The organism is Agrobacterium leguminum (assembly GCF_005144435.2).
Taxonomy (GTDB): Bacteria; Pseudomonadota; Alphaproteobacteria; order Rhizobiales; family Rhizobiaceae; genus Agrobacterium; species Agrobacterium leguminum.
Map to the genome: position 1 here is coordinate 2,211,635 of NZ_CP120211.1, position 24,468 is coordinate 2,236,102.

Consider the following 24,468-nt stretch of genomic DNA (forward strand, 5'->3'; position numbering starts at 1 on the left):
AGACGGTTTTAATCGTCGTTTTGGCCGTAATTCGGGTAGAATGAGAAAGGCGCGGATCATCGCCGGCGGATTGTGCCGGTCCTTCCATGACGAACATGTCTGCAACATGCATGCGCAAGGTGATGCTCCTTCTTCGCGAGAAGCTATTAGAAGGTTTCTTGTTTGTGTCAAGAAAAAAGGCGCGTTTGCAGACGTCTTGCGCAAGACGTCAAATCGGCCTCGCGACATTTTCGGGACGCCTTGCATTAGACTAAAGTCATAATCCGAAAGCATCGCTCTTATTGCAGTTAATTTTCTGTCACTCTGACACTCCGCGCATTGCACCCTTATGGGGAGTCCGGAGGAGAGAGATGGGCTCCGCAATGCGCCAATTGGGACATCTGTGGAGGACAGACAATGGCAGATATTGCAGCCGTGAGCGGCGCCGCCCGTCCAATGACGGGTGAAGAGAAGAAGGTGATTTTCGCCTCTTCTCTCGGAACAGTCTTCGAATGGTACGATTTTTATCTGTACGGCTCGCTCGCGATCTATATCGGCGCGAACTTCTTCAGCCAATATCCGGAAACGACACGCAACATCTTTGCGCTGCTGGCCTTCGCCGCCGGCTTCCTCGTGCGCCCCTTCGGCGCGCTGGTATTCGGCCGTCTGGGCGACATTGTCGGCCGCAAATATACCTTCCTCATCACCATCCTCATCATGGGCGTTTCGACCTTCCTCGTCGGCGTCCTGCCCGGCGCATCGCAGATCGGCATTGCCGCTCCGATCATCCTGATCGTTCTGCGCATGCTGCAGGGTCTGGCGCTTGGCGGTGAATATGGCGGTGCGGCAACTTACGTCGCCGAACATGCGCCGAACGGCCGCAGGGGCTATTACACCTCGTGGATCCAGACGACGGCGACGCTCGGCCTGTTCCTGTCGCTGGTGGTCATTCTCGGCGTGCAGTTCGCACTCGGCAAGGAAGCCTTCGCCGCCTGGGGCTGGCGCATTCCCTTCCTCGTTTCCGTTCTGCTGCTCGGCGTATCGGTCTGGATTCGTCTGAAAATGAATGAATCCCCCGCCTTCAAGAAGATGAAGGAAGAAGGCAAGACATCCAAGGCGCCGCTCAGCGAAGCCTTCGGCCAGTGGAAAAACGCCAAGATCGCGCTCATCGCGCTTGTCGGCGCCGTCATCGGCCAGGCCGTTGTCTGGTATACGGGCCAGTTCTACGCGCTGTTCTTCCTGCAGAGCATTCTGAAGGTCGACGGCCAGTCCGCCAACATCATGGTGGCGGCGGCACTCATCCTCGGCACCAGCTTCTTCGTCATCTTCGGCTGGCTTTCCGACAAGATCGGCCGCAAGCCGATCATCATGGCCGGTCTCATCCTTGCCATGCTGACCTACTTCCCGCTGTTCAAGGCACTGACATGGGCCGGCAACCCGGCGCTGGCACAAGCCCAGTCCAGCGTTCGCGCCACCGTGACCGCTGCCCCCGGCGACTGCAAGTTCCAGTTCAACCCGACCGGCACGGCGAAGTTCACCACATCCTGCGATATCGCCACCTCGTTCCTGACGCGCAACTCCGTTCCCTATGACGTGGTTGCAGGAGCAGCCGGCCAGCCGGCCAGCATCAAGATCGGCGATGCGACCATCGCCAGCTACGACGCGGCCGCCGCCGGCGCGGATGCGGCAGCCAAGGACAAGGCCTTCCAGAAGCAGGTCAACATGGCGCTTCACGATGGCGGCTACCCGCTGGTGCGCGGCGCGGCGCAGGTGCCGGACGCGAAACTGGATGCCTTCATTGCCGCAAACCCGGAGCTTAACCTCAATGCGGAGGCCGTTCGCGCTGCCGACAAGAAGATGGTCGCGACCGACAAGCTGGTGGCGGACAAGCTGCTGACACCGGCAGAAGCCGCTGGTGCCGCGGAAATGGCCGTCTACACCGTAGCCGGCGGCGGCACCTTCTCCATGGTGGCCAATCCGGCCGCCGTGAACTGGGTCGTCATCATCGCGGTTCTGACCGTCCTCGTCATCTACGTGACGATGGTCTACGGCCCGATCGCGGCCCTGCTGGTCGAACTGTTCCCGACCCGCATCCGCTACTCCGGCATGTCGCTGCCATACCACATCGGCAACGGCTGGTTCGGCGGCCTTCTGCCCGCCACCGCCTTTGCGATGAGCGCGGCGAAGGGCGACATCTATTACGGCCTCTGGTACCCGATCATCTTCGCGGGCATCACGCTGGTCGTCGGCCTGCTGTTCCTGCCGGAAACCAAGGATCGCGATATCCACGCCATGGATTGAGCCATACCCTGTTCGACATTTTCGGAACCCGGCGCTGAAGCGCCGGGTTCTTTTATTGCGCGGTACGTCCGCATATCGAACAAGACTGTCGCAGCGGGCTGTCATTCCGTCGCAGGCAAGACAAAATCAATATGGAGACAAAGCCCCCCTGAATAGGTTATGACCCCCCTATATTATCAGGCAGAGGGAGAGCCATTTTGAGAATCGGGACACCTAAGGAATTATATGAGGGCGAGGCGCGCGTCGGCATGACGCCCGACAGCGCCCAGGCATTGCAGAAACTCGGATATGATTGCATTCTTGAAACCGGTGCAGGCAAGGCGGCGGGTTTTTCCGACGACGCCTATCGCGCAGCCGGTGTGACGATCGTCGACAGCGCCGATGCGCTTTACGCCGGTTCCGACATCATCGCCAAGGTTCGTCCGCCGGAAACGTCGGAGATTGATCGCCTGTCTTCGGACAAGACGCTGATCTCGTTCTTCTATCCCGCCCAGAACAAGGACCTTCTGGAGCAGGCGAAGGAAAAGGGCGCAAATGTCATCGCCATGGACATGGTGCCGCGCATTTCCCGCGCCCAGAAAATGGACGCCCTGTCCTCCATGGCCAATATCGCCGGTTATCGTGCGGTAATCGAGGCCGGCAATAATTTCGGCCGCTTCTTCACCGGTCAGGTCACCGCCGCCGGCAAGGTGCCGCCCGCCAAGGTGCTGGTCATCGGCGCAGGTGTTGCCGGTCTTGCCGCCATCGGCACGGCCACATCGCTCGGCGCCATTACCTATGCCTTCGATGTTCGCCCGGAAGTGGCCGAACAGATCGAATCCATGGGCGCGGAATTCGTCTATCTCGATTTCGCCGATCAGCAGCAGGACGGCGCCGCCACCGGCGGTTACGCCGCTCCCTCCTCGCCGGAATTCCGCGAGAAGCAACTGGAGAAATTCCGCGAGCTTGCACCGCAGATCGATATCGTCATCACCACGGCGCTGATCCCGGGCCGTGACGCCCCGAAACTCTGGCTCGCCGACATGGTGGCGATGATGAAGCCGGGTTCGGTCATCATCGACCTCGCCGCCGAGCGCGGCGGCAATTGCGACCTCACGGTTCCCGACCAGCGTGTCGTTTCCGACAATGGCGTCATCGTCATCGGCTACACGGACTTCCCGAGCCGCATGGCCACACAGGCCTCGACGCTCTATTCCACCAACATCCGTCACATGATGACCGATCTGACGCCCGCCAAGGACGGCAAGCCAGTTCACAACATGGAAGACGATGTCATCCGTGGCGCGACGGTCACCTATCAGGGTGAAATTACCTTCCCCCCGCCGCCGCCGAAAATTCAGGCGATTGCCGCGCAGAAGCCGAAGGAAAGAGCAAAAGAACTTACGCCTGAGGAAAAGCATGCCAAGGAACATGCGGACTTCAAGGCGCAGACGAAAAGCCAGGTTGGCCTGCTCGCCGTCGGTACGGCGATCCTGCTTCTGGTGGGCGCTTTCGCGCCGGCAAGCTTCATGAGCCACTTCATCGTTTTCGTGCTGGCCTGCTTCGTCGGTTTCCAGGTCATCTGGAATGTCAGCCACTCGCTGCACACGCCGCTGATGGCGGTGACGAACGCGATTTCCGGCATCGTCATCATCGGCGCATTGCTGCAGATCGGTTCCGGCAACTGGCTGGTGGTGATCCTCGCCTCGCTTTCCGTCCTGATCGCGACGATCAACATCGTCGGCGGTTTCCTCGTGACACGGCGCATGCTCGCCATGTTCCAGAAGTCCTGAGCCGTGTAGGGGACATTCAATGACCATTGGTATCGTTTCCGCGGCCTATGTTGCCGCAGCCGTTCTTTTCATCCTTTCTCTTGGTGGCCTTTCCGGACAGGAAAGCGCCAAACGCGCCGTCTGGTACGGCATTGTCGGCATGGGTCTCGCCATTGTCGCCACCGTCTTCGGCCCTGAGATCAGCAAGGGCGTCGGGCAGTGGCTCGTGGTGCTGCTGATGCTGGCGGGCGGCTCCGTTCTCGGCTATTTCGTCGCAAGCCGCGTGCAGATGACCGAAATGCCGCAGCTTGTTGCAGCCCTTCACTCCTTCGTCGGCCTTGCCGCCGTCTTCATCGGCTTCAACGCCCATATCGAGGAAGCGCATGTCGCCTCGCTCGATGAGACCGCGCGTTCGCTGTTGACGGGCTTTTCCGCCATTCTCGCCCACAAGACACCGGTGGAACTGGCGATCATGAAGGTCGAGGTCTTCCTCGGCGTCTTCATCGGCGCGGTCACCTTCACCGGTTCGGTCGTCGCCTTCGGCAAGCTTGCCGGCAAGGTGGACGGCAAGGCGAAGAAGCTGCCGGGCGGACATCTGCTCAATGCCGGCGCTGCGATCCTGTCGCTCGTGCTGCTCATCATGTATTGCAACGGCGCGGGCGCATGGACGCTGGTGCTGATGACACTGGCCGCCTTCTTCATCGGTTATCACTTGATCATGGGCATCGGCGGCGCCGACATGCCTGTCGTCGTTTCGATGCTGAACAGCTATTCCGGCTGGGCGGCGGCGGCAATCGGCTTTACGCTCGGCAACGATCTGCTGATCGTCACCGGTGCGCTGGTCGGCTCCTCGGGTGCGATCCTCTCCTACATCATGTGCAAGGCGATGAACCGCTCCTTCATCTCGGTCATCCTCGGCGGCTTCGGCGGTACGACAGGTCCGGCGATGGAAATCGAGGGCGAGCAGGTGGCGATCGACGCCGAAGGCGTGGCCGCAGCGCTGAATGACGCCGACAGCGTCATCATCGTTCCAGGTTACGGCATGGCGGTGGCGCAGGCGCAGGCCGCGGTCTCCGAACTGACCCGCAAGCTGCGCGCCGACGGCAAGACCGTGCGCTTTGCCATCCACCCGGTGGCAGGCCGTCTTCCCGGCCATATGAACGTGCTGCTGGCCGAAGCCAAGGTGCCCTACGACATCGTGCTGGAAATGGACGAGATCAACGACGACTTCCCCAATACCGACGTCGTCATCGTCATCGGCTCCAACGACATCGTCAATCCGGCCGCCCAGGACGATCCGAACTCGCCGATTGCCGGCATGCCGGTTCTGGAAGTGTGGAAGTCCAAACTGGTCATCGTCTCCAAGCGCGGCCAGGGAACGGGTTACTCCGGCATCGAGAACCCGCTGTTCTACAAGGACAATACCCGCATGTTCTACGGCGACGCCAAGAAATCGATCAACGATCTTCTACCGCTGATCAAGTAAATGAAAAGGGCGTTTCCGGGAAACCGGAAACGCCCTTTCTACATTCCGACAGGGAAAACTCCCGCTGGATCAAAGCACCCGGTAACGCCGGTTGAAATACATCAGCGCCTCATCGCCCGCATTGATCTTCATATCAACGACATCGCAGATCAGAATATCATGCGTGCCGCCGTCATGCGCCTCGCGGATGCGGCAGTCGAAAGAGACAAGCGCGTCCTCCAGAACCGGAGCGCCGGTTTCGAGCACACCCCAGCTCCCGGCGGCGAAACGCTCTTCCGCCGGCGTCTTGCCGCCGAAAAGCGTACTCAGCACCTCGTGATGGGCGGCGAGCGTGTTAACGCAGACGACGCCATTGGCCTTCACCACCCTGTAAGCGGAAGAATTGCGGTTGAGGCAGATAAGAAGCGTGGGCGGGTTGTCGGAAACGCTGCAAACCGCCGTCGCTGCAAAGCCTGCACGGCCTGCCGCCCCGTCCGTGGTGACGATATTGACCGCCGCACCGAGCCGCGCCATGGCGTTTCTATAATCGAGGCTGCGCTGCTGTGCAGTCTTCGTCTCCATTTCCGCTTCCTTTTCAAGAGACATCATCTGCATCTAACCCATCCTTCCTTAACAGGCCATCAAGCCAGCACACAGGCGTCTTCGAAGCCAAGGCGGGGCAACCGTCCGAAAAGCTTCGACGGATCGCCATAGCCGAGATTGATCAGGAAATTGGACTTCCACGTCGTGCCTGCGAAAAACGCCGCATCCACCTTGCCTTTGTCGAAACCGGACATCGCTCCGGTATCCAGTCCCAACGAGCGGGCTGCCAGGATGAGATAACCCGCCTGCAGCGTGGCATTGCGGAAGGCCGTCTCTTCGGCCACGGCCGGGCTGGAGGTGAACCACGAACGGGCATCGGCATGCGGAAACAGCATCGGCAGTTTTTCGTAAAATTCGCGGTCGATGGCAGCGATCACGGTGACGGGTGCTGCCATGGTCTTTTCAAGATTGCCCGAAGAAAGCGCCGGCCGCAGTTTTTCTTTCGCTTCCTGGCTACGCACGAACACGAAACGCCCCGGCGAGCAATTGGCCGAGGTCGGACCCATCTTCGTCAGATCGTAAAGCTCTCTCAGCGTCTCGTCGCCGACCGGCTTGTCAGCCCAGCCATTATGGGTGCGGGCCGCGGTGAAAAGTGCTGCAAGTGCCTTGTCGTCGAGTGCTGTGGTCATTGTCTTAAAAATCCCGTCAGAATGTTCGTGTTGCCGGTAGCAGAAACTGCAAAAGCCGAGCGTTGAAAAGGTCAGCTTCGGTAATATTGACCGCATGCGCCCCGAAATCGAGAAGGCAGAGTTCGCCCTGCGGCAAACCCTCAGCGAGACGCAGGGAGCGGGTGTAGGGCACCAGAAGATCGTCTTTCGTGCCCACCACCAGAACCGGATTGCCGATCTCGCCGAGGCGGGTATCCACATCGAAGGCCCTCAGCGCCGCGATGCGCCGAAGCACATTCGCCCTGCCCTGAAAATGGGCGACGCCATGGGCATCGTCCCGCGCCAGCCGCTCCTGATGTTCTGACATCCACGCGGCCGGATAGAGAAACAGCGGCTGGGCTTTGACGAAAGCCTCGACGCCGGATTTCTCCAGAAGCTCGATCCGCACATCGAAGCAGCGCCCGGAATGCGGATCGGCCTTGCTCCAGGCATTGATCAGAACAAGCCTGTCGATGAGACCGGGCTGGCGCAGCGCGATATCGAGACCGATCAGACCGCCAAGCGCATGACCCATGAAGTGGAATTTTTCGAGCTTCAGCGCCGAGACGATTTCCAGCACATCATCCGCCATCGCCGATATGCCACCCTCCGGCGCGGCCTCGCCGCCGGTCCTGCCGGTTCCGCGATGGTCGTAGGTGACGATCCGGAAATGATCGGAAAGGGCTTCGATCTGCGGCGTCCAATAGGCGCCCGATCCGCCAAGCCCTGACGATAGCAGGATGGCGGGCGCCTCAATATCCGTCCGGCCATGAACCTCGAAATGCATCATCTGCCGTTTCGCCCTATTTGCCGATATGGGCGACAGTGGCGATTTCCACCAGCGCGTCAGGCTTGACGAGGCCGCACTGGATGCAATAACGCGCCGGCTTGTCGCCGGGGAAATATTCGGCATAGACCGTGTTGACGGCCTGATAATTCGCCCAGTCGGTGATGAAGATGTGGTTCATCGTCACGTCCTCCATCGTGCCGCCGGCGGTCTCGATGACGGACTTGATGGTCTCCAGAACATGGCGGGTCTGCGCGCTGGCATCGCCCACATGCACGACATTATTGTCCTTGTCGAAAGGCAGCGTACCGGAAACATAAACCACGCCATCGGCAAGGGTTCCCGGCGAAAAGGGAGCGATGGGTTTGCTGGTGCCGGCGGGCACGACGATCTTCTTCGGCATTTCGTTCTCCTCTTGTGGTTGGATATCAAGCGCTGACCGGCGCGGCCTGCGAGATGACGCCGCAGAAATCATTGACGGTGGCGACCCAGCCGAAAAATTTCTCGACATTGTAGACAGTCGCCTGCTGGATATAGTCCGGGCCCAGATGATGCGTGGCATCCTCCAGCATCACCCCGAAATATTCGAGATGGAAGGCGTCGCGCAGCGAGCTTTCCACGCAGACATTGGTGGCGATACCGACGAAGACCAGATTGCGGATGCCGCGGGCGCGCAACACGCTGTCCATATTGGTATTGAAGAAACCGCTGTAACGCGTCTTCGGCACCAGAATATCGCCGGGCTGCGGCTGCAGCTCGTCGACAATGGCATAGTCCCACGTGCCCTTTGCCAGAAGCTGGCCCTGCAACTCCGGCCTTTTGCGCATGGTCTTCAGGGCGTTGGACTTGTGCCAGTTGGGCGAACCCGGCCCGCCCGCCTCGACATAGTCTTTGTCCCAGCCATTCTGGAAATAAATGACCTGAACGCCCGCCGCCCGTGCGGCGTCCAGCGTCTTCTTGATGTTGGCGATGGTGCCCTTGGCCCCGGAAATATCGAAACCGGCCAGATCGACATAACCGCCCTCGGTCGAATAGGCGTTCTGCATGTCGACCACGACAACGGCGGTCTCGCTGGGTTTCAGGGTGATCGGCTCCGGCCGGGCGGGAAGCGTCACGCTTTCCGAACGGCTTTCCGGCCCCTTGTAACCCGCCACGACGGCTTCACTCATTCCGCAGCCTCCAGTGCAGCCTGAACATGCGCGCGGCTCTTCATCAGCGGCTGCACATATTTGCCGAATTTCTCGACGCCTTCGAGGAAATCATCAAAGGTCAGCATCACGCCGCCCGTTCCCGGCACTTCGCTCATCTCGTCCAGCATGGCCGCCACTTCCTCATAGGAGCCGATCAGCGTTCCCATGTTGATGTTGACCGCCGAGACGGGATTGGACATGTGCCGGACATTGGTGTCGGAACCGGATTTGGTATCGACAGCGCTTTGCAGGCCGAGCCACTTGATCGCATCCTCATCCGCACCGGCCTTGTAATGCTCCCATTTCGCCCAGGCATCCTCGGATTTTTCCTCGGCAAGCACCATCGTCAACACGACGGATTTAACCTCGCGGCCAGTCTTTTCCGTTGCCGCCAGCAGCCGCTCATTGGTGGGCGCGAAGGCCTTCGGCGTATTGACGCCGACGCCGAAGCAGAAGCTGTAATCGGCGAATTTGGCCGAAAACGCCATGCCGGAATTGGAAGAGCCGGCGCAGATGAGTTTGACGTCGCCCTGCGGCACCGGCTTCATGCGGCAATCCTCCATTTGGAAGAACTTGCCCTTGTAGTCCGACTGGCCCTCGGTCAGCAATTCCTTGAGGACTGTCGTATATTCGCCGAGATATTCGTAGCGGTCACCGAAATAATCGTCGCCCGGCCAAAGCCCCATCTGGCTGTATTCCGGCCGCTGCCAGCCGGTAATAAGATTGATGCCGAAACGGCCGCCGGAAATGGAATCGATGGTCGTCGCCATGCGAGCGACGATGGCCGGTGGCATGACCAGCGTAGCGGCCGTGCCGAAGAGCTTGATCTTGGAGGTGACGGCGGCAAGGCCCGCCATCAGCGTGAAGGATTCCAGATTATAGTCCCAGAATTCGGTTTTGCCGCCAAAGCCGCGCAGCTTGATCATCGACAGCGCGAAATCGAAACCATATTGCTCTGCCTTCAACGTGATGGCCTTGTTCAGGTCGAAGCTCGGTTTGTATTGCGGCGCGTTTTCTGACAGCAGCCAACCATTGTTCCCGATCGGGATAAAAACACCAACTTCCATCTTGCTGTTCCCTTTTTTGCATCAGGTATCTCCTGACTTGGCAAAAGAGTAGCAGGTTCTGTGCCAGACCAAATAAAATAATTTTATCAAATGGATAAAATTTTGGAGGCAAATTATTTTTACCAAAAGATAAAAATTTTATCATTTGATAAAATTATTTGCCTGTTTATTCGGCAAATATCGAACGCAATCTGCGGGGAATGGGTGGCTCTTATATCGGTCTTGGAGCGCTGAACGGCATCCGAAACCCTCTCCTCCGTCATGCCGGCCTTGAGCCGGCATCCAGCCACGGCGCGTCCGCGCCGTGAGAGGAGCCTTTCGCGATCAAGGACTTGATCGCACCGGACCCCGGATCAAATCCGGGGTGACGGCGCAGGGATTTTACGACTCAATCGAACACACACCTGCAACTGGACACGTCCGCGCGATGAGGACAACAATCGCAAAGCTATGCCGAAATCTCAGACGAGGCGCTGCCGCGCATAGGCATGCACGGCCCGGAAAGCAGCTTCCGCACCGGCGATGACCCGCTCTTCCTCTTCAACCGTCAGCGAAATCTCATCGAGCGCGGCGGTGAAAGTGCGCCAGTGCAGGCCGCGTCCTTCCGGAGCGCCGGCCAGATGGCGCGCGCCGAAGTCTTCATTCAGACCAAGCTTGGCCGCATCTTTCAGCAGGAAAGCAGCGCCCAGATTGGAGCCTTCAACCACATAAAGCCAACCCATGGCCTCGGGCAGATCGAACGGCGTTTCACCGGTAAAGCGCGGCTCGGCCGTTTCGGGAATGGGAAGACCGAGATCGGCGAGGTCCTGTTCGATCATGGAGAGACGGCGGCGGCCCTTGAGATCGGGAAGCAGGCCATCGAGCGTCGCATTGGAAAAGAAGACATCGAGGTCACGATGGAAAAGATATTGCGTTTCCACGAATTTGCCGAAATTCTCCCGGCTCTCGAACGGCTTCGATGCCATGATGAAGGCATCGAGATCGCCATGCGCGCCGCGCGTCGCAGCTTTCAGGCGCTTGACGCGGCTCTGCTCAATGTCTGCTACAGGCGCTGACGGCTCCGCAATGGTCATGATGATGGTCCCTTTATCCCTAATATTCAGATTGCTGATAAAAATCTTTACTCCAACAGTCAAATTTTATTTTCGCATTTATCCGCTCGCCCTGCAAAGAGCATAAGCCCGCTGTCGCCACGGTAAAGCAGCCTCCCCTGCCCCTGTACAACCCCTCCATCCCAACGCCTCGCAGCGTTGCCGCTCAACGCACGACGAAGCGAATTCCTCGATTCCCATCTTCCGAACAATCAAACTGCAATTACCTCTTTACAACTAACATGTCAGAGCGTTATCAATGCGCAATCACCTTCGAGGAGCATCTTACTTGACCCAGAAATTTGGCCTTTCGGCAGCCCTGACCACCCCTTTCAAAAAGGACGGAACGGTCGATATCGACGCCATGATCGCCCATGCCCGACGCTGCCTCGCAAATGGCTGCGACAGCGTGACACTCTTCGGCACCACGGGCGAAGGATGCTCCGTCGGCAGCCGTGAACGGCAGGTCATTCTTTCCCGCTTCATCGAGGCCGGCGTTGCGCCTTCCCGTCTGGTCACCGGCGTTCTGGTGGACTCCATCGAGGACGCGGCCGACCAATCGGCAGAGGCCCTGAAGGCCGGCGCCCGCAATATTCTTCTTGCTCCACCCTCCTATTTCAAGAATGTCGGCGATGACGGCCTGTTTGCCTGGTTCTCGGCGGTGTTCGAAAAGATCGGCAAGGACGCTCGCGACATTCTCGTCTACAACATTCCTTCCGTGACCATGGTGACATTGTCGGTCGAGCTGGTTGGACGGCTGAAAAAGGCATTCCCCGGCATCGTCACCGGCGTCAAGGATTCCTCCGGCAACTGGAGCCATACCGAGCGCCTGCTGAAAGAACATGGCGATCTCACCATCCTGATCGGCGATGAGCGCGATCTGGCGAAGGGTGTTCGCCTCGGCGGTCAGGGCGCGATCTCCGGTGTCGCCAATTTCCTGACACAGGAAGTCCGCGCGATGGCCGTTGACGGCAAGGACGACAAGCGCGTCGAAGATCTTGTTGTGGAACTTCTGAAATTTCCGGTTACGCCAGCGGTCAAGGTGCTGGTATCACACACGACAGGGGAAAATATCTGGGCGGATGTACGCGCGCCGCTCGTCGCCATTTCGGCTGAAGACCGGCGGCAGATCGAAGGCGCGTTCGATGCGCTGTTTCGCAGGCAGGCCGCCTGAACAGACCTTGAAAGGTTGAGCATGGAAGATACCGGCGAACAGACATTGCGGGAACGGGCGTATGAGAGCTTTACGCATCACCTTCTCTCGCGCGACGTTCGCCCGGGACAATTCATCTCGCAACGCCGCCTCGTGGAATTGACGGGTCTACCGCTGGGGGCGATCCGGGAGGCCATTCCGCGGCTGGAGGCGGAAGGCCTTATCAAGACCGTGCCGCAACGGGGGTTGCAGGTCGCCCATATCGACATCAACCTCATCCGCGAGGCGTTCCAGTTCCGCATCTTTCTCGAAAAGGAGGCTGTCGCGCTCTTTACCCGCTCGGCCTCCGACGAGGCCATCGCAAAGCTTTTAAAACAGCATCGCGATATTGCCGAAGCGGCTGAAAATGGCGGGGAATCGCCGGAACTGGACGAGCATGCGCAGCAGGTGGACTGGGGCATGCACGATGCCTTCATCGATGCGCTCGGCAATTCGATCATCTCGAACGCCTACCGGGTCAACTCCATCAAGATGCGCCTTATCAATCAGGAGCGCTTCCGCATTGCCGGCCATGTGAAGTCGGTGATGAAGGAACATCTCGCCATTCTCGAGGCCATCGAGAGGCGATCCGTCGAAGACGCCGTGGAGCGGCTGACCGCCCATATCCGCAACGCAAGGGACAGGGCGCTGGCGGTTTAGGGCAATGCCGGCAGGGACTGAAGAGGGTTCTGCGCCGGGATTGCATGAAAATAAGCAACAAGCCGGGGTGAGGAGAATTTCCGGCTAATCTGGAGGAGAACTGACATGACGCATTCATTGCTCAACCCCACGCGTCGCGCCTTTCTGGCAGGCACGGCGGCGCTTGGCGGCGGCGCGATGCTCGGCATTCGCCCGGCATCGGCAGCGGTGAACTGGAAAAAACACGCCGGCACCACGCTTGAGGTCAATCTCGTCAAAAGCCCGCGCAGCGAAACGCTGATCAAATATCTCGGCGAATTCGAAGAGCTGACCGGCATCAAGGTCAATGCCGAGGCAACGCCTGAACAGCAGCAGCGCCAGAAGGTCGTCATCGAGCTTTCTTCCGGCAAGCCGAGCTTCGACGTCGTGCATCTGAGCTATCACGTCCAGAAGCGCCAGTTCGAAAAGGGCAAGTGGCTGGCCGATATCAGCGGCTTCCTCAAGGATCCGTCGCTTACCGATCCGTCGCTCGTCGAAAAGGATTTCGCCGAAGCCGGCATGTTGTTTGCCAAGGATAGCGATGGCGTGCTGCGCTCGCTGCCCTTCTCGGTGGATTACTGGATCGTTTACTGGAACAAGGAACTCTTCGAGGCCAAGGGCCTGAAATACCCTGAAACCTTCGAGGAACTGGTAACGGCGGCGGAAAAGATCACCGATCCCGCCACCAACACCTATGGTTTCGTCGCCCGTGGCCTGAAGAACGCCAATACTCCCGTCTGGACCTCGCTGATGCTGGGTTACGGCGCAAAGCCGATCAGCGCAGACGGAAAAATCGACACCGAATCCAAGGAAGCGGTGGAAGCGGCAGCGCTTTACCAGCGCCTGATGACCAAAGCCGCCCCTCCCGGCGTCTCCGGCTTCAACTGGGCGGAAGCGCAATCGGCCTTCCTGCAGGGCAAGATCGGCATGTGGTTCGATGGCGTCGGTTTTGCACCGCCAATCGAGAACCCGGAAAAATCCCGCGTCGTCGGCAAGGTGGGTTACGGCGTCATGCCGAAGGGCCCGGCAACCCAGGCCGCCGGCACCTTCGGCGATGGTCTCGGTGTCGTCGAAGCCAGCAGCAAGAAGGAAGCTGCCTATCTCTTCTGCCAATGGGCGATTTCGCATGAAATGGGTGCGCGTCTCCTGCAGGCCGGTGCCGGCGTTCCGTTCCGCCAGTCCATCCTCGAAGACCAGAAGGTGCGCGAAGGCGTGAAGATGCCGGCTGCCTGGCTGGATGCCGTTGTCGGTTCCGGCAAGGTCTCGCAGCTTGCGCTGCCCGTCATCATTCCGGTGACGGAATTCCGCGACATCTACGGCGTCGGCCTCACCAACATGATCGGCGGCGCAGACCCGGCGGCCGAACTCAAGAAGGCGACGGAACAGTTCGCACCCGTTCTGGCGCGTAGCGAGGGATAATGGCCTCCGTGAGCATCGAAAACACCAAAACAGGCGTCAGTCGTAAAGAAGGGAGCAGGCCGGCAAGACTTGCTCCCAACTACTGGCCCTTTGTCATACCGGCACTTGTCGTCATTTCGGCGGTAATCGTTTTTCCATGGGTGTTCACCCTATGGATGAGCGCACATCGCTGGACGCTCGGACAGGAGCAGAGCTTTATCGGTTTCGAGAACTACATCCGGCTCGCCAGCGACGCCCGGTTCTGGGAATCGCTCTGGCACACGCTCATCTATACCGTGCTGTCGGTCGTCGCCCCACTATTCCTCGGAACATTGGCGGCGCTGGTTTTCGATGCGCAATTTCCGCTGCGCGGTTTCCTGCGTGGCGTCTTCGTCATGCCGATGATGGCGACCCCGGTCGCCATCGCGCTCGTCTGGACCATGATGTTCCACCCGCAGCTCGGCGTCCTGAACTATCTGCTCTCCTTCGTCGGCATCGGCCCGCTGGAATGGATTTACAACCAGTCTACCGTCATTCCTTCGCTGGTGCTGGTGGAGACCTGGCAATGGACGCCGCTCGTCATGCTGATCGTGCTCGGTGGTCTCGCTGCCGTGCCGCGCGAGCCCTATGAGAGCGCCGAAATCGACGGCGCCAATGCCTGGCAGAAGTTCCGTTATCTGACCATGCCGATGATCGCGCCGTTCCTGATGATCGCCGTCATCATCCGCTCTATCGACGCCGTCAAAAGCTTCGACATCATCTATGCGATGACTCAAGGCGGACCCGGCACGGCGTCCGAAACCATCAATATCTATCTCTACAATACGGCATTTGCCTATTACGACATCGGTTACGGCTCCGCCATGGCCGTCGTCTTCTTCATCATCATCGTGGCGCTCTCCTTCGTGCTTTTGATGGTGCGCCAGCGTTCGCAATGGAACGAGATGGAGGATCGCTGATGTCTGCAAAAATCCTGAAACGCAAGACGCTTGATCGCATCGGCCTGTTCTTCGTGGCACTGGTGATGATCTCGCCGGTCATCCTGTTCTTCATCTGGATGATCTCACTGTCGCTGAAATATGAAATCGACAACGGCGCCTACCCGCCGATCCTCATTCCCGAACGCTTCGCCTGGTCGAATTATGTGAAGGTGTTCGAGGAGAATAATTTCTTCCTCTATTTCTGGAATTCGGTCCTCGTCACCGGTGCGGCCACCATTCTGGCGCTTGTCATCGGTGTGCCCGCCGGCTACGGCATCGCAAGGCTGAAGGCGGAAAAATCCGCCGTCGTCATCATGATCGCCCGCATGACGCCCGGCCTTTCCTTCCTCATTCCGCTGTTCCTGCTGTTCCAATGGCTGAACCTGCTCGGCACACTCTGGCCGCAGATCATCATCCATCTTGTCGTGACGGTGCCTATCGTCGTTTGGATCATGATCGGTTATTTCGAAACCACACCGAAGGAGCTGGAAGAAGCCGCAAGCATCGACGGCGCATCCTCCTGGCAGGTGTTCAGGCTGGTGGCGCTGCCGATTGCCAAGCCCGGCATCGTGGTCTCCTTCATCCTCGCGGTCATCTTCTCGTGGAACAACTTCGTCTTCGGCATCGTGCTGGCCAGCCGTGAAACGCGGACCCTGCCGGTTGCGGTCTACAACATGCTCTCCTTCGAACAGGTGAGCTGGGGTCCGCTTGCCGCAGCCGCGCTCATCGTCACGCTGCCGGTGCTGCTGCTGACCATGTTCGCACAGAAACAGATCGTGGCGGGCCTGACCGCTGGCGCCGTCAAGGGCGGCTGAACCCACAAATTATAACGGGAACCTTTACAATGGCACCGGTCAATATCCTGAACGTCCAAAAGCGCTTCGGCGCGGTCAACATCATCCACGGCATCGATATCGACATCAAGGATGGCGAATTCGTCGTGCTCGTCGGCCCTTCCGGCTGCGGCAAATCCACCCTGCTGCGCATGATCGCCGGATTGGAAGAGCTGAGCGACGGCGAAATCCACATTGGCGCGCGCGAGGTCAGCCACCTGCCCGCCCGCGACCGCGATATCGCCATGGTGTTCCAGAACTACGCGCTTTATCCCCATATGACGGTCAAGGACAATATGGGCTTCGCGCTGAAGCTGAAGAAGGTGAGCGCCGAGGAAACCAAGGCAAAGGTCGACAGGGCCGCCGCCATTCTGGGGCTGGAAAAGCTGCTCGACCGTTATCCGCGCCAGCTTTCCGGCGGCCAGCGCCAGCGTGTCGCCATGGGCCGCGCGCTGGTGCGCGACCCGCAGGTTTTCCTGTTCGACGAGCCGCTTTCCAACCTTGACGCCAAGCTGCGTGTGCAGATGCGCGGCGAGATCAAGGCCATGCACCAGCGCATCGGCACGACCACCATCTATGTCACCCACGACCAGGTGGAAGCCATGACCATGGCCGACAAGATCGTGGTGTTGCATGATGGCGTCATCGAGCAGATCGGCGCGCCGCTGGAGCTTTACGACAATCCCGCCAATCTCTTCGTCGCCGGTTTCATCGGCTCGCCCGCCATGAATTTCATTCGCGGCCGCGTCGAAGAAGGTGTGTTCCGCACCGCAAAGGGCCTCAGCCTGCCGCTGCCCGCCAATGCCGATCTCGGCACGCTCGGCGGCCGCGACCTCGTTTATGGCGTGCGGCCGGAACACATCCGCGCCGCCGAGACCGGCATCGAAGGCCGTGTAGAACTGGTCGAAGGCACCGGCTCGGAAATCTACGCCAAGCTGAACTGCAAGGGCGACGACATCGCCTGCCTGTTCCGCGAGCGCCTCAATGTCCGCTTCGGCGATACGATCCACATTGCCATCGATCCGGCAACCGTGCATCTGTTCGACAAGGACAGCGGCAAGCGCATCTGACAGGTGACGGGAGTGAACAGCATGGCAGACAAACAGGGCGGCAAACATGTGCTGTGCGTCGGAGCCGCCGTGCTGGACACCCTGTTTCGTGTGCATGACATGCCGAAGGGTGAGGGCAAGGTTTTGCCCTACGAGATGTTGCAGATCGCCGAAGGCATGGCGTCGAGCGCCGCCTATGCCGTGCATCGCATGGGCGGCCGCGCCAGCCTCTGGGGCGCGGTGGGCGATGACGAAACCGGCACCCGCATCCTGCGCGATCTCGCCGAAAGCGGCATCGATGTTGCCGGCATGACCATCGCCGCCGGCGCGCGCTCGGCACTCTCGACGATCATCATCGACGACCGCGGCGAGCGGCTGATCGTGCCTTTTTACGATCATCGGCTGCATGAGAAAAAACGCTCCTGCACGCCGGAAGGCCTTGCCCCTTTCGATGCCGTTCTGGTGGATGTGCGCTGGCCGGAACTGGCGCTTGATGTGCTTACCGTGGCGCGCGCGCTTGGCAAACCCGCCATTCTGGATGGCGACGTTGCGCCGGTGGAAACGTTGGAGAAGCTTGCGCCCGCCGCAACCCATATCGTCTTTTCCGAACCCGCCGCAGCCCGGCTCACCGGACTTGAAACGGTGAAGGAAATGCTGCCGGTTCTGCATTCGCGCTATCCGCAGATATTCATCGCCGTCACCGCCGGACCGGCGGGCTGCTGGTGGACAGAGGCCGGCGATCCGACCGTGCATTTCCAGACGACGATGCAGATTAAGGCGGTGGACACGCTGGCGGCGGGCGATATCTTCCACGGCACCTTTGCGCTGGCGATGGCTGAGGGTATGGAAAGCCGTGCGGCCATCCGGCTCTCCTCCGTTGCCGCCGCGCTGAAATGCACGATCTTTGGCGGCCGCATCGGCGCACCCACGCGCGAAGAGACCGAGGAAGCCATGCGGCAATGGCTGCAGCGTGAAGGCGAAGCCGCGTTGCGCGCCTCCTGAGCGCATCCATTGCCCGCATAAAACTATTCCATTTTTGCGATGCCGTTTCGCGGAGAACTAGGCTAACGTTCGGACAGGCAAAGCTTTTCGCAAGCCGCGCCCGCTCCAATTTCAGCCTGCATTCCGCAAAAGTGATCGCCCGATGCATCAGACGACCCGCCCGAGACTGCGCGATATCGGTTTCCGGCCCGGCCATTTCGAGACCGGCCCGCTCAACGCCATCACCGATGTCGAAGGCGTGACCATCGGCCATTCGACCGTCATCGAAAGCGACACGATCCGCACCGGCGCAACCGCGATCCTGCCGCATGGCGGCAATCTCTTTCAGGACAAGGTGCCCGCCGCCTTCGCCGTCTATAACGGCTTCGGCAAATTTGCCGGATCGACCCAGATCGAGGAACTGGGCGAACTCGAAACACCAATCATCCTCACCAACACGCTGGCAACGGGCCGGGCAATCGAGGCGATCAATCGCCATACGCTGTCGCAGCCGGGCAATGAAAAGGTAGTGTCGATCAACTCGGTCGTCGGCGAGACCAACGATTCCCGCCTCAACGACATCCGCGCCGGACGCCCGACCGTTGAGGAAATCTCGGCCGCGCTGAAAAACGCCGCCACAGGCCCGGTGGCCGAGGGCGGCGTGGGTGCCGGAACCGGTACGGTCGCTTTCGGCATGAAGGGCGGCATCGGCACCGCATCCCGCATCGTCACCATCGCCGGGGAGACCTATACGCTCGGCGTGCTGGTGCAATCCAATTATGGCGGCCATCTGCTGGTCTGCGGCAAGCCCTATGTCAGCCCGGAGCATAAGGACAAGGACGGCTCGATCGTCATCATTGTCGCAACCGATGCGCCGCTCTCCTCCCGCAATCTGAAGCGTCTGGCGGCCAGAAGCTTCGGTGGGCTGGCCCGCACGGGTGCAGCACTCAGCAATGGTTCCGGCGACTACGCACTGGCATTTTCCACCAATGAGCGCCTTCGTCGCACGCCCGCGCGCCGCAAGGCCGTCGCAGACTATCCAGAACTTTCCAACGATGCGATTTCGCCGCTCTTCGAAGCCGCGATAGAGGCAGCCGAAGAGGCAATCCTCAATTCGCTCTGCGCGGCCAATACGACAACCGGCTTCAATGCCGGCACCGGCAAGGTCTCCACGGTCGAGGCCATTTCCATCGACGCCCTTAAAACCCTTCTTTCAGCCTGACTTTTCCAGACGGAGTTTTCATGACTAGCCAATCCGGTCGCATCGTTTACGTCAACGGCGAATTCCTGCCCGAAGCGGACGCCCGCCTTTCCATCTTCGACCGCGGTTTCCTGTTCGGCGACGGTATTTATGAAGTCACCTCGGTTCTGGAAGGCAAGCTGATCGACAGCGACCTGCACATGGCCCGGCTGGAACGCAGCGCCCGCGAAATCGACGTGCCGCTGCCGGTCACCACGAAAGAGATCGTCAAGGCCGAGCGCCGCCTGATCGCGGACAACAACCTTGTCGAAGGCATGATCTATCTGCAGCTGACGCGTGGTGCCGAAGACCGCAACTTCCTCTTCTCCGCCGATCTGAAGCCAACGCTGGTCATGTTCACCCAGGCCAAGAAGCTGATCGGCACCCCGGTCGAGGAAGCCGGCATCGCCGTTAAATCCGTTCCCGACCAGCGCTGGGAACGCCGCGATATCAAGACCGTCTGCCTTTTGCCGCAGGTCATGGCAAAGCGCATCGCCAAGGCCGAAGGCTGCGACGAGGCGTGGATGATCGAGGATGGTTTCGTCACCGAAGGCGCTTCCTCCACCGCCTATATCATCACCGGCGACAAGAAGATCGTCACCCGCGGCAACAGCAACAAGACCCTGCCCGGCTGCACCCGCCTCGCCGCCCTGCAACTGGCCAGGGAAGCCGGTTTCACGCTGGAAGAGCGGCCCTTCTCGCTGGAAGAGGCGCTGAAAGCCGATGAAGCCTGCCTGACGAGCGCCTCCAACTTCGTGGTTTCGGTGACGAAGATCGACGGCAAGCCGGTTGGCAATGGCAAGCCCGGCCCGCTCGTCAGCCGTCTGCGCGCGCTCTATCTGGAAAACGCCCGCCGCACCGCGATCTGATCGAAAGCTTTTGTTTGTCGCATTTCCGGACGGAAAACCGGAGCCACTTTTCCTGGAAATGCTCTAGCCTTCGAGAACCGCCCATATACGCTCGACAACGGGCCGGCGGTTCTCTTTGGAACGATAAAGCCGGATATCGACGGCAATATCGAAACTGTCATCGGCGGCACGCACCAGCGCGCGGCTGTCCAGCTCGTGCCGCATCAGGCTTTCCGGCACCCAGGCGACACCCCAGCCGGCCATCGCCATGGCTTTCAGCCCCACCGACATGCTGCCCTCATGCACCCGCTCGAATTGCGGCAGGCGCGCGCTGAGCAGATCGCGCAGCAACGGCCCGAAGAACGAGGCCTTTTCATAGTCCAGATAGGCAAAGGGTTTTCGCGCATTTTCCACGAGTTCATGCAGCGGTGAACCACCTTTCGCCGGCGCGGAAACGGGAATGATGTTTTCCGCACCCAGCACGCGGAACTCGAAGGTCTGCGCATCGAGCAGCATCGGCACTTCGGGATGGGCATAGGTCAGAAGGAAATCGCTCTGCCCGTCCACCAGCGAATTGAGATTTTCCTCCATGCTACCGGAATCGGGCCTCAACACTGAAAACAGCGGCCCCGCCTTCTCGTTCACCCGTTTCAGCCAGTCGGGAAAGAAGGTGAAGGACAGGGTATGCAGCGCCGTCAGCCGCACCGTTCTGGCATCCGCCCCCTCTTCCTGAAGAAGCGTGCGCCGGGCATGATAAAGCTGCTTCAGCGTTTCCTGCGCCACCGGCACGAATTTCACACCTGCTTCGGTCAACCGGGAAGGATAGGAGGCGCGGTCAACCAGCGTCGCGCCCACCCAGGCTTCCAGCTGCTTGATGCGCCGGCTGAAGGCGGATTGCGTCACATGCCGCTCATCCGCCGCCTTCGAGAAATTGAGCGTTCCGGCCAGCGCCAGGAAATCCTCGAGCCATTTGACTTCCACGGCTCACACTCCCACCAACAATATCCTATCCGTTCATTCGGAAAGCGTCTTTATTAGGAGCAATGGGATGTGAATGAAACTCTTTTAAACAGCCCTCGAATATTCGACCATCCGCGCCCGGCTGGAAACCAGCTCGATCCGGTCATCGCCCAGACGATTGAGGCAGACGCGCTTCGTCCACGGCCCATCAATCAGCGTGAAGAGAAAACGGCCATTGCCGAGCGCCTTCAGAGGCATGCTGCGACGCGTCGGGCCGATGCCCATCGTCAGCAACGAGCCGCTGATCGAAAATTCGGCGCCCTCATCGGAGCGCCACGAGCCCGAAAGATCATCCGGCACGGCATGATCGCCGACCGGCAGGAAACGGCGGGCGGCGTGACCGGCCTCACCGACAATGGCATCACCGTCTAACCTGAGACGCATCGGAGAAGATGCGGAGCGGGAAGAGACCCAGCCGTCCACGTCCTCATAAAGCGTGTCGTCACCATCGATGAAAGTGGATGTGCTGCCCTTGATTTCCAGCCACCACGGCCCGCTTTCGGTCACGTAAAGGCCTTCCGGCAGGCTGGCGGCCGGCTTGGGCAAAGGCAGGCCGGTGAGGGCCGCCATGCTTTCAAGCGCGATCTTGAAGCCGTTGGTGTCCTCTCGGTTCGAGACCACGACAAAACCCGTGCCATTTTCCGGATCGAGCAGGAAATAGGTCTTGTAGCCCGGATGCGAACCGCCATGGCCGACGAAGCGCCTGTCACCGAGATGCGACCAGCGCAGGCCGAGGCCATATTCGCTCATTCGCCCATCGGCCAGCGGCCGCTCGGCCGAAAGCGCGTCAAGAACACCCGCGCAGCTGCCCTCGCCGCGCATCAGACCCTGCAACCAACGGGTAAGTGCTTCGGCACTGCCTGCAAGGCTGCCGGAAGCAGAAATATGCAGGCCGGCCGCCGAAAGCTGCCAGTTGTCTTCAGCCTTCCAGTAACCCGGCACCAGCCCGTCGACAGGATCGTTCCAGACATCCGGCGCCTTGAGAAACACGCCGAACGGCCCGGCGATCTGCGTCTGCACGAAATCATCGAAACGGAAACCCCGGCGCTCGAGCGCCGCTTCCACCAGACGGTAACCGGTATTGGAATAGGAAACCTCGCTGCCGGCATCGAAATTCAGCCGGGTCAACCGCGACAGGTAGTCGAGAAGCGGGCCGGCCTTGGTTTCCGTGTAAACGGAAAGACCGAGCAATGAGAGGCACTCGCGCGTATCCGGCAGGCCACCGCTCATATCCAGCGCCTGCCCGACCGTCACGTCGCGGAGTGGCGATTGCAGTTCCGGCAGATGCTTGCCGAGCGGATCGTCAAGCCCGATCAGATCGGAATGGGCAAGCACCATGGCGCAGAAGGCATGTTTGGTGACGGAGGCATAACGCACCACGCTTTTGGGCGTGAAGGGCGCAAAGGTCGAAAGGCTCTCAACCCCGCCAGCATGGGCGAAACGGATGCTGTCGAGATCGAAACCAATGACGGCGCCGCCCGGCTCGTTGCCCGCCCATTGCGAGACGAAGCTCTCTGAAAGGGTTGAAGCGGCGTTCCAGTCGAATTGCTGTGGCATGGTTCGGTCTCGTGTCTCTATTGCAGCGCGCGCGGACAACGGTTTTGTCACCGGCATCGCCGCTTGTTTCTTCTCCCCGAGGGGGAGAAGGTGGCCCGAAGGGTCGGATGAGGGGGAAACGTCGCCGGATTTCGGAGAGCTTGCCCCCTCATCCCGCTGCCGCGACCTTCTCCCCCTCGGGGAGAAGAAGCGAGCGGCACCCGCTCGATCCATGTGTAACGTTGGCCGGGTGACCGGCCGTCAGGCCGGCTCTTCCAGCCGGATGCTCAGGCTGCGCAGCTCTTCCGTATGCGGATGTTTCGTGCGGCCCTCGCGCAGATCGTCCGCACTCAGCTGCTCCACCATTTCGCCATTCAGCATCACACCAACCTGCGGGCACAGATGCGCAATGACCGCCAGATTATGGCTGACGAGAATATAGGTGAGGTTGCGCGCCGCGCGCAGGTCCTGCAACAGGTTCAGGATTTCCGCCTGCACCGACACATCGAGCGCCGAAGTCGGCTCATCCAGCAGCAGCACCTGCGGGTCCGCGATCAGCGCGCGGGCAATCGCCACACGCTGGCGCTGGCCGCCGGAAAGCTGGTGCGGGAACCGGAAACGTACCGCCTGCGGCAGCGCCACGTCGGACAAAGCCTGTTGGATGCGCTTTTCGATATTGTCCATGCCGTGCACCAGCGGCAATTCGCTGAGAATGCGGTCAATGGTCTGGCGCGGATGCAGTGAGCCGTAGGGATCCTGAAACACCATCTGCACCTGCCGGAAGAATTCCGGCGTGCGCCTCAGCGGTGCATCCTTGCCGGCAAAGGCGATGCGGCCTTCCCAGCTTTCGTTGAGGCCGGCCATGGCGCGCAGGATGGTGGACTTGCCCGAGCCGCTTTCGCCGACGATGCCGAAGCTGCCGCCCTTTTCCACCGAAAAGGACACGCCCTTCACCACTTCGCGGTCGCCGAACTTGATACGGAGGTTTTCGACATCGATCATTGGCTGGACCACGCTGCATCACGGTTGAGAACGGGAAGACGCTCGCGCGGATGCGTCAGCGAGGGAATGCAGTTCAGAAGTCCCTGCGTGTAAGGATGCTGGGCTTTCAAAAGCTCGGAAGCCTTCAGTTCCTCCATCACCCGGCCTGAATACATGACAGCGACGCGGTCGCAGAAATGCGAAACGAGCGGTAGATCGTGGCTGATGAGAATAAGGCCCATGCCGCGTTCCGACACCAGCTCCTCGATCAGCCGCAGGATTTCCGCCTGCACCGTGGCGTCGAGCGCGCTGGTCGGCTCGTCGGCAATCAGAAGTTCCGGATCGGGCGCGAGCATCATGGCGATCATCACGCGCTGGCCCATGCCGCCGGAAACCTCATGCGCATAGGAAGAGGCGACCTGGCGCGGATTGCGGATCTTCACCTGATCGAGCAGGGCGATTGCCGCTTCCATCGCGGCGCGCTTGCTGCCGCCCTTATGGGCCCGCCAGGCTTCCGCGATCTGCGCACCCATGGTCTTCACCGGGTTCAGCGAATATTTCGGGTCCTGCAGGATGAAGCCCGCCCGCTTTCCGCGGATCTGGCGCATCTGCCTTTCGCTGGCAGACAGCACATCGATACCGTCGAAGGCAAGCTTGTCGGCGCGGATATCGGCATTGGAGGGCAGAAGCTTCATCAGCGCGCGCGCCGTCAGGCTCTTGCCGGAGCCGGATTCACCGACGATGCCAAGCTTTTCAGTGCCGAGTTTCATGGAAACACCACGCACCGCCTCGAAACGGCTGGTGCGGGTCTGGAATGCGATCTTCAGATTTTCGATTTCGACCAGCATGGC

Annotated in this window: 23 protein-coding genes; 12 read left to right on the top strand and 11 right to left on the bottom strand. The window is 60.1% G+C overall.

Annotation, left to right across the window (positions count from 1 at the left end):
- Nucleotides 1-396: 396 nt before the first annotated feature.
- The 3 genes from CFBP4996_RS10835 (at nucleotide 397) to CFBP4996_RS10845 (ending at nucleotide 5,517) form a co-directional block, all read left to right on the top strand.
- Complete coding sequence (locus CFBP4996_RS10835; protein ID WP_162935815.1) at nucleotides 397-2,280, top strand: MFS transporter; 1,884 nt, start codon at nucleotides 397-399, stop codon at nucleotides 2,278-2,280.
- A gap of 197 nt (nucleotides 2,281-2,477) precedes the next feature.
- The gene (locus tag CFBP4996_RS10840; RefSeq protein WP_080850926.1) at nucleotides 2,478-4,052 is read left to right on the top strand and encodes a Re/Si-specific NAD(P)(+) transhydrogenase subunit alpha; all 1,575 of its coding nucleotides are present in this window, start codon (nucleotides 2,478-2,480) and stop codon (nucleotides 4,050-4,052) included.
- A 19-nt stretch (nucleotides 4,053-4,071) separates the two neighbouring features.
- Nucleotides 4,072-5,517, top strand: a complete 1,446-nt coding sequence (locus CFBP4996_RS10845) for an NAD(P)(+) transhydrogenase (Re/Si-specific) subunit beta (protein WP_003522629.1) — start codon at nucleotides 4,072-4,074, stop codon at nucleotides 5,515-5,517.
- Nucleotides 5,518-5,586: 69 nt separating this feature from the next.
- Here CFBP4996_RS10845 and rutF read toward each other — a convergent pair whose 3' ends face one another.
- From rutF to CFBP4996_RS10880, 7 genes are all read right to left on the bottom strand, one after another.
- A complete protein-coding gene (gene rutF / locus CFBP4996_RS10850; RefSeq protein WP_059760055.1) occupies nucleotides 5,587-6,111 on the bottom strand; it encodes an NADH-dependent FMN reductase RutF in 525 nt (174 codons plus the stop codon).
- A 26-nt stretch (nucleotides 6,112-6,137) separates the two neighbouring features.
- Entirely contained in the window at nucleotides 6,138-6,728 is a 591-nt protein-coding gene (locus tag CFBP4996_RS10855) for a malonic semialdehyde reductase (RefSeq protein WP_059760057.1), read from the bottom strand.
- Between the two features lie 16 nt (nucleotides 6,729-6,744).
- Nucleotides 6,745-7,536 carry a pyrimidine utilization protein D gene (gene rutD, locus CFBP4996_RS10860; RefSeq protein ID WP_162935814.1) on the bottom strand — a complete coding sequence of 264 codons (792 nt, stop codon included), beginning with the start codon at nucleotides 7,534-7,536 and terminating at the stop codon, nucleotides 6,745-6,747.
- 13 nt (nucleotides 7,537-7,549) lie between these two features.
- Entirely contained in the window at nucleotides 7,550-7,936 is a 387-nt protein-coding gene (gene rutC, locus CFBP4996_RS10865) for a pyrimidine utilization protein C (protein WP_003492069.1), read from the bottom strand.
- 25 nt (nucleotides 7,937-7,961) lie between these two features.
- A complete protein-coding gene (gene rutB / locus CFBP4996_RS10870) occupies nucleotides 7,962-8,702 on the bottom strand; it encodes a pyrimidine utilization protein B (protein WP_003492071.1) in 741 nt (246 codons plus the stop codon).
- The gene (gene rutA, locus CFBP4996_RS10875) at nucleotides 8,699-9,790 is read right to left on the bottom strand and encodes a pyrimidine utilization protein A (RefSeq protein WP_080850924.1); all 1,092 of its coding nucleotides are present in this window, start codon (nucleotides 9,788-9,790) and stop codon (nucleotides 8,699-8,701) included. The genes rutB and rutA overlap by 4 nt, the downstream gene beginning before the upstream one ends.
- A gap of 461 nt (nucleotides 9,791-10,251) precedes the next feature.
- Nucleotides 10,252-10,863: a biliverdin-producing heme oxygenase gene (locus CFBP4996_RS10880; protein ID WP_080850922.1), complete on the bottom strand. Its 612-nt coding sequence runs from the start codon at nucleotides 10,861-10,863 to the stop codon at nucleotides 10,252-10,254.
- Nucleotides 10,864-11,170: 307 nt separating this feature from the next.
- Here CFBP4996_RS10880 and CFBP4996_RS10885 point away from each other — a divergent pair, with 307 nt between their 5' ends.
- The 9 genes from CFBP4996_RS10885 (at nucleotide 11,171) to CFBP4996_RS10925 (ending at nucleotide 20,101) form a co-directional block, all read left to right on the top strand.
- Nucleotides 11,171-12,055 carry a dihydrodipicolinate synthase family protein gene (locus CFBP4996_RS10885; RefSeq protein ID WP_080850920.1) on the top strand — a complete coding sequence of 295 codons (885 nt, stop codon included), beginning with the start codon at nucleotides 11,171-11,173 and terminating at the stop codon, nucleotides 12,053-12,055.
- A 21-nt stretch (nucleotides 12,056-12,076) separates the two neighbouring features.
- Nucleotides 12,077-12,733: a GntR family transcriptional regulator gene (locus CFBP4996_RS10890; protein WP_065655581.1), complete on the top strand. Its 657-nt coding sequence runs from the start codon at nucleotides 12,077-12,079 to the stop codon at nucleotides 12,731-12,733.
- A 105-nt stretch (nucleotides 12,734-12,838) separates the two neighbouring features.
- Entirely contained in the window at nucleotides 12,839-14,170 is a 1,332-nt protein-coding gene (locus CFBP4996_RS10895) for an ABC transporter substrate-binding protein (RefSeq protein ID WP_080850917.1), read from the top strand.
- Nucleotides 14,170-15,108, top strand: a complete 939-nt coding sequence (locus CFBP4996_RS10900) for a carbohydrate ABC transporter permease (protein WP_059755090.1) — start codon at nucleotides 14,170-14,172, stop codon at nucleotides 15,106-15,108. Before CFBP4996_RS10895 ends, CFBP4996_RS10900 begins: the two co-directional genes overlap by 1 nt.
- Nucleotides 15,109-15,122: 14 nt before the next feature.
- Complete coding sequence (locus CFBP4996_RS10905) at nucleotides 15,123-15,944, top strand: carbohydrate ABC transporter permease (protein ID WP_031233854.1); 822 nt, start codon at nucleotides 15,123-15,125, stop codon at nucleotides 15,942-15,944.
- Nucleotides 15,945-15,973: 29 nt separating this feature from the next.
- Complete coding sequence (locus tag CFBP4996_RS10910) at nucleotides 15,974-17,032, top strand: ABC transporter ATP-binding protein (RefSeq protein WP_080850915.1); 1,059 nt, start codon at nucleotides 15,974-15,976, stop codon at nucleotides 17,030-17,032.
- 21 nt (nucleotides 17,033-17,053) lie between these two features.
- Nucleotides 17,054-18,013 carry a sugar kinase gene (locus tag CFBP4996_RS10915; RefSeq protein ID WP_080850913.1) on the top strand — a complete coding sequence of 320 codons (960 nt, stop codon included), beginning with the start codon at nucleotides 17,054-17,056 and terminating at the stop codon, nucleotides 18,011-18,013.
- A 142-nt stretch (nucleotides 18,014-18,155) separates the two neighbouring features.
- Nucleotides 18,156-19,214, top strand: a complete 1,059-nt coding sequence (locus CFBP4996_RS10920) for a P1 family peptidase (RefSeq protein WP_080850911.1) — start codon at nucleotides 18,156-18,158, stop codon at nucleotides 19,212-19,214.
- Between the two features lie 20 nt (nucleotides 19,215-19,234).
- On the top strand, nucleotides 19,235-20,101 hold the full coding sequence (locus CFBP4996_RS10925) for a D-amino-acid transaminase (RefSeq protein ID WP_080850909.1): 867 nt from the start codon (nucleotides 19,235-19,237) through the stop codon (nucleotides 20,099-20,101).
- Nucleotides 20,102-20,164: 63 nt separating this feature from the next.
- Here the strand turns inward: CFBP4996_RS10925 and CFBP4996_RS10930 are convergent, their stop codons facing one another.
- The 4 genes from CFBP4996_RS10930 to CFBP4996_RS10945 form a co-directional block, all read right to left on the bottom strand.
- Nucleotides 20,165-21,061 carry a LysR substrate-binding domain-containing protein gene (locus CFBP4996_RS10930; RefSeq protein ID WP_080850907.1) on the bottom strand — a complete coding sequence of 299 codons (897 nt, stop codon included), beginning with the start codon at nucleotides 21,059-21,061 and terminating at the stop codon, nucleotides 20,165-20,167.
- Nucleotides 21,062-21,145: 84 nt separating this feature from the next.
- Complete coding sequence (locus CFBP4996_RS10935) at nucleotides 21,146-22,657, bottom strand: serine hydrolase domain-containing protein (protein ID WP_080853087.1); 1,512 nt, start codon at nucleotides 22,655-22,657, stop codon at nucleotides 21,146-21,148.
- A 240-nt stretch (nucleotides 22,658-22,897) separates the two neighbouring features.
- Entirely contained in the window at nucleotides 22,898-23,638 is a 741-nt protein-coding gene (locus CFBP4996_RS10940) for an ABC transporter ATP-binding protein (RefSeq protein ID WP_080850905.1), read from the bottom strand.
- Entirely contained in the window at nucleotides 23,635-24,465 is an 831-nt protein-coding gene (locus CFBP4996_RS10945; protein ID WP_080850903.1) for an ABC transporter ATP-binding protein, read from the bottom strand. The genes CFBP4996_RS10940 and CFBP4996_RS10945 overlap by 4 nt, the downstream gene beginning before the upstream one ends.
- Nucleotides 24,466-24,468: the final 3 nt, after the last annotated feature.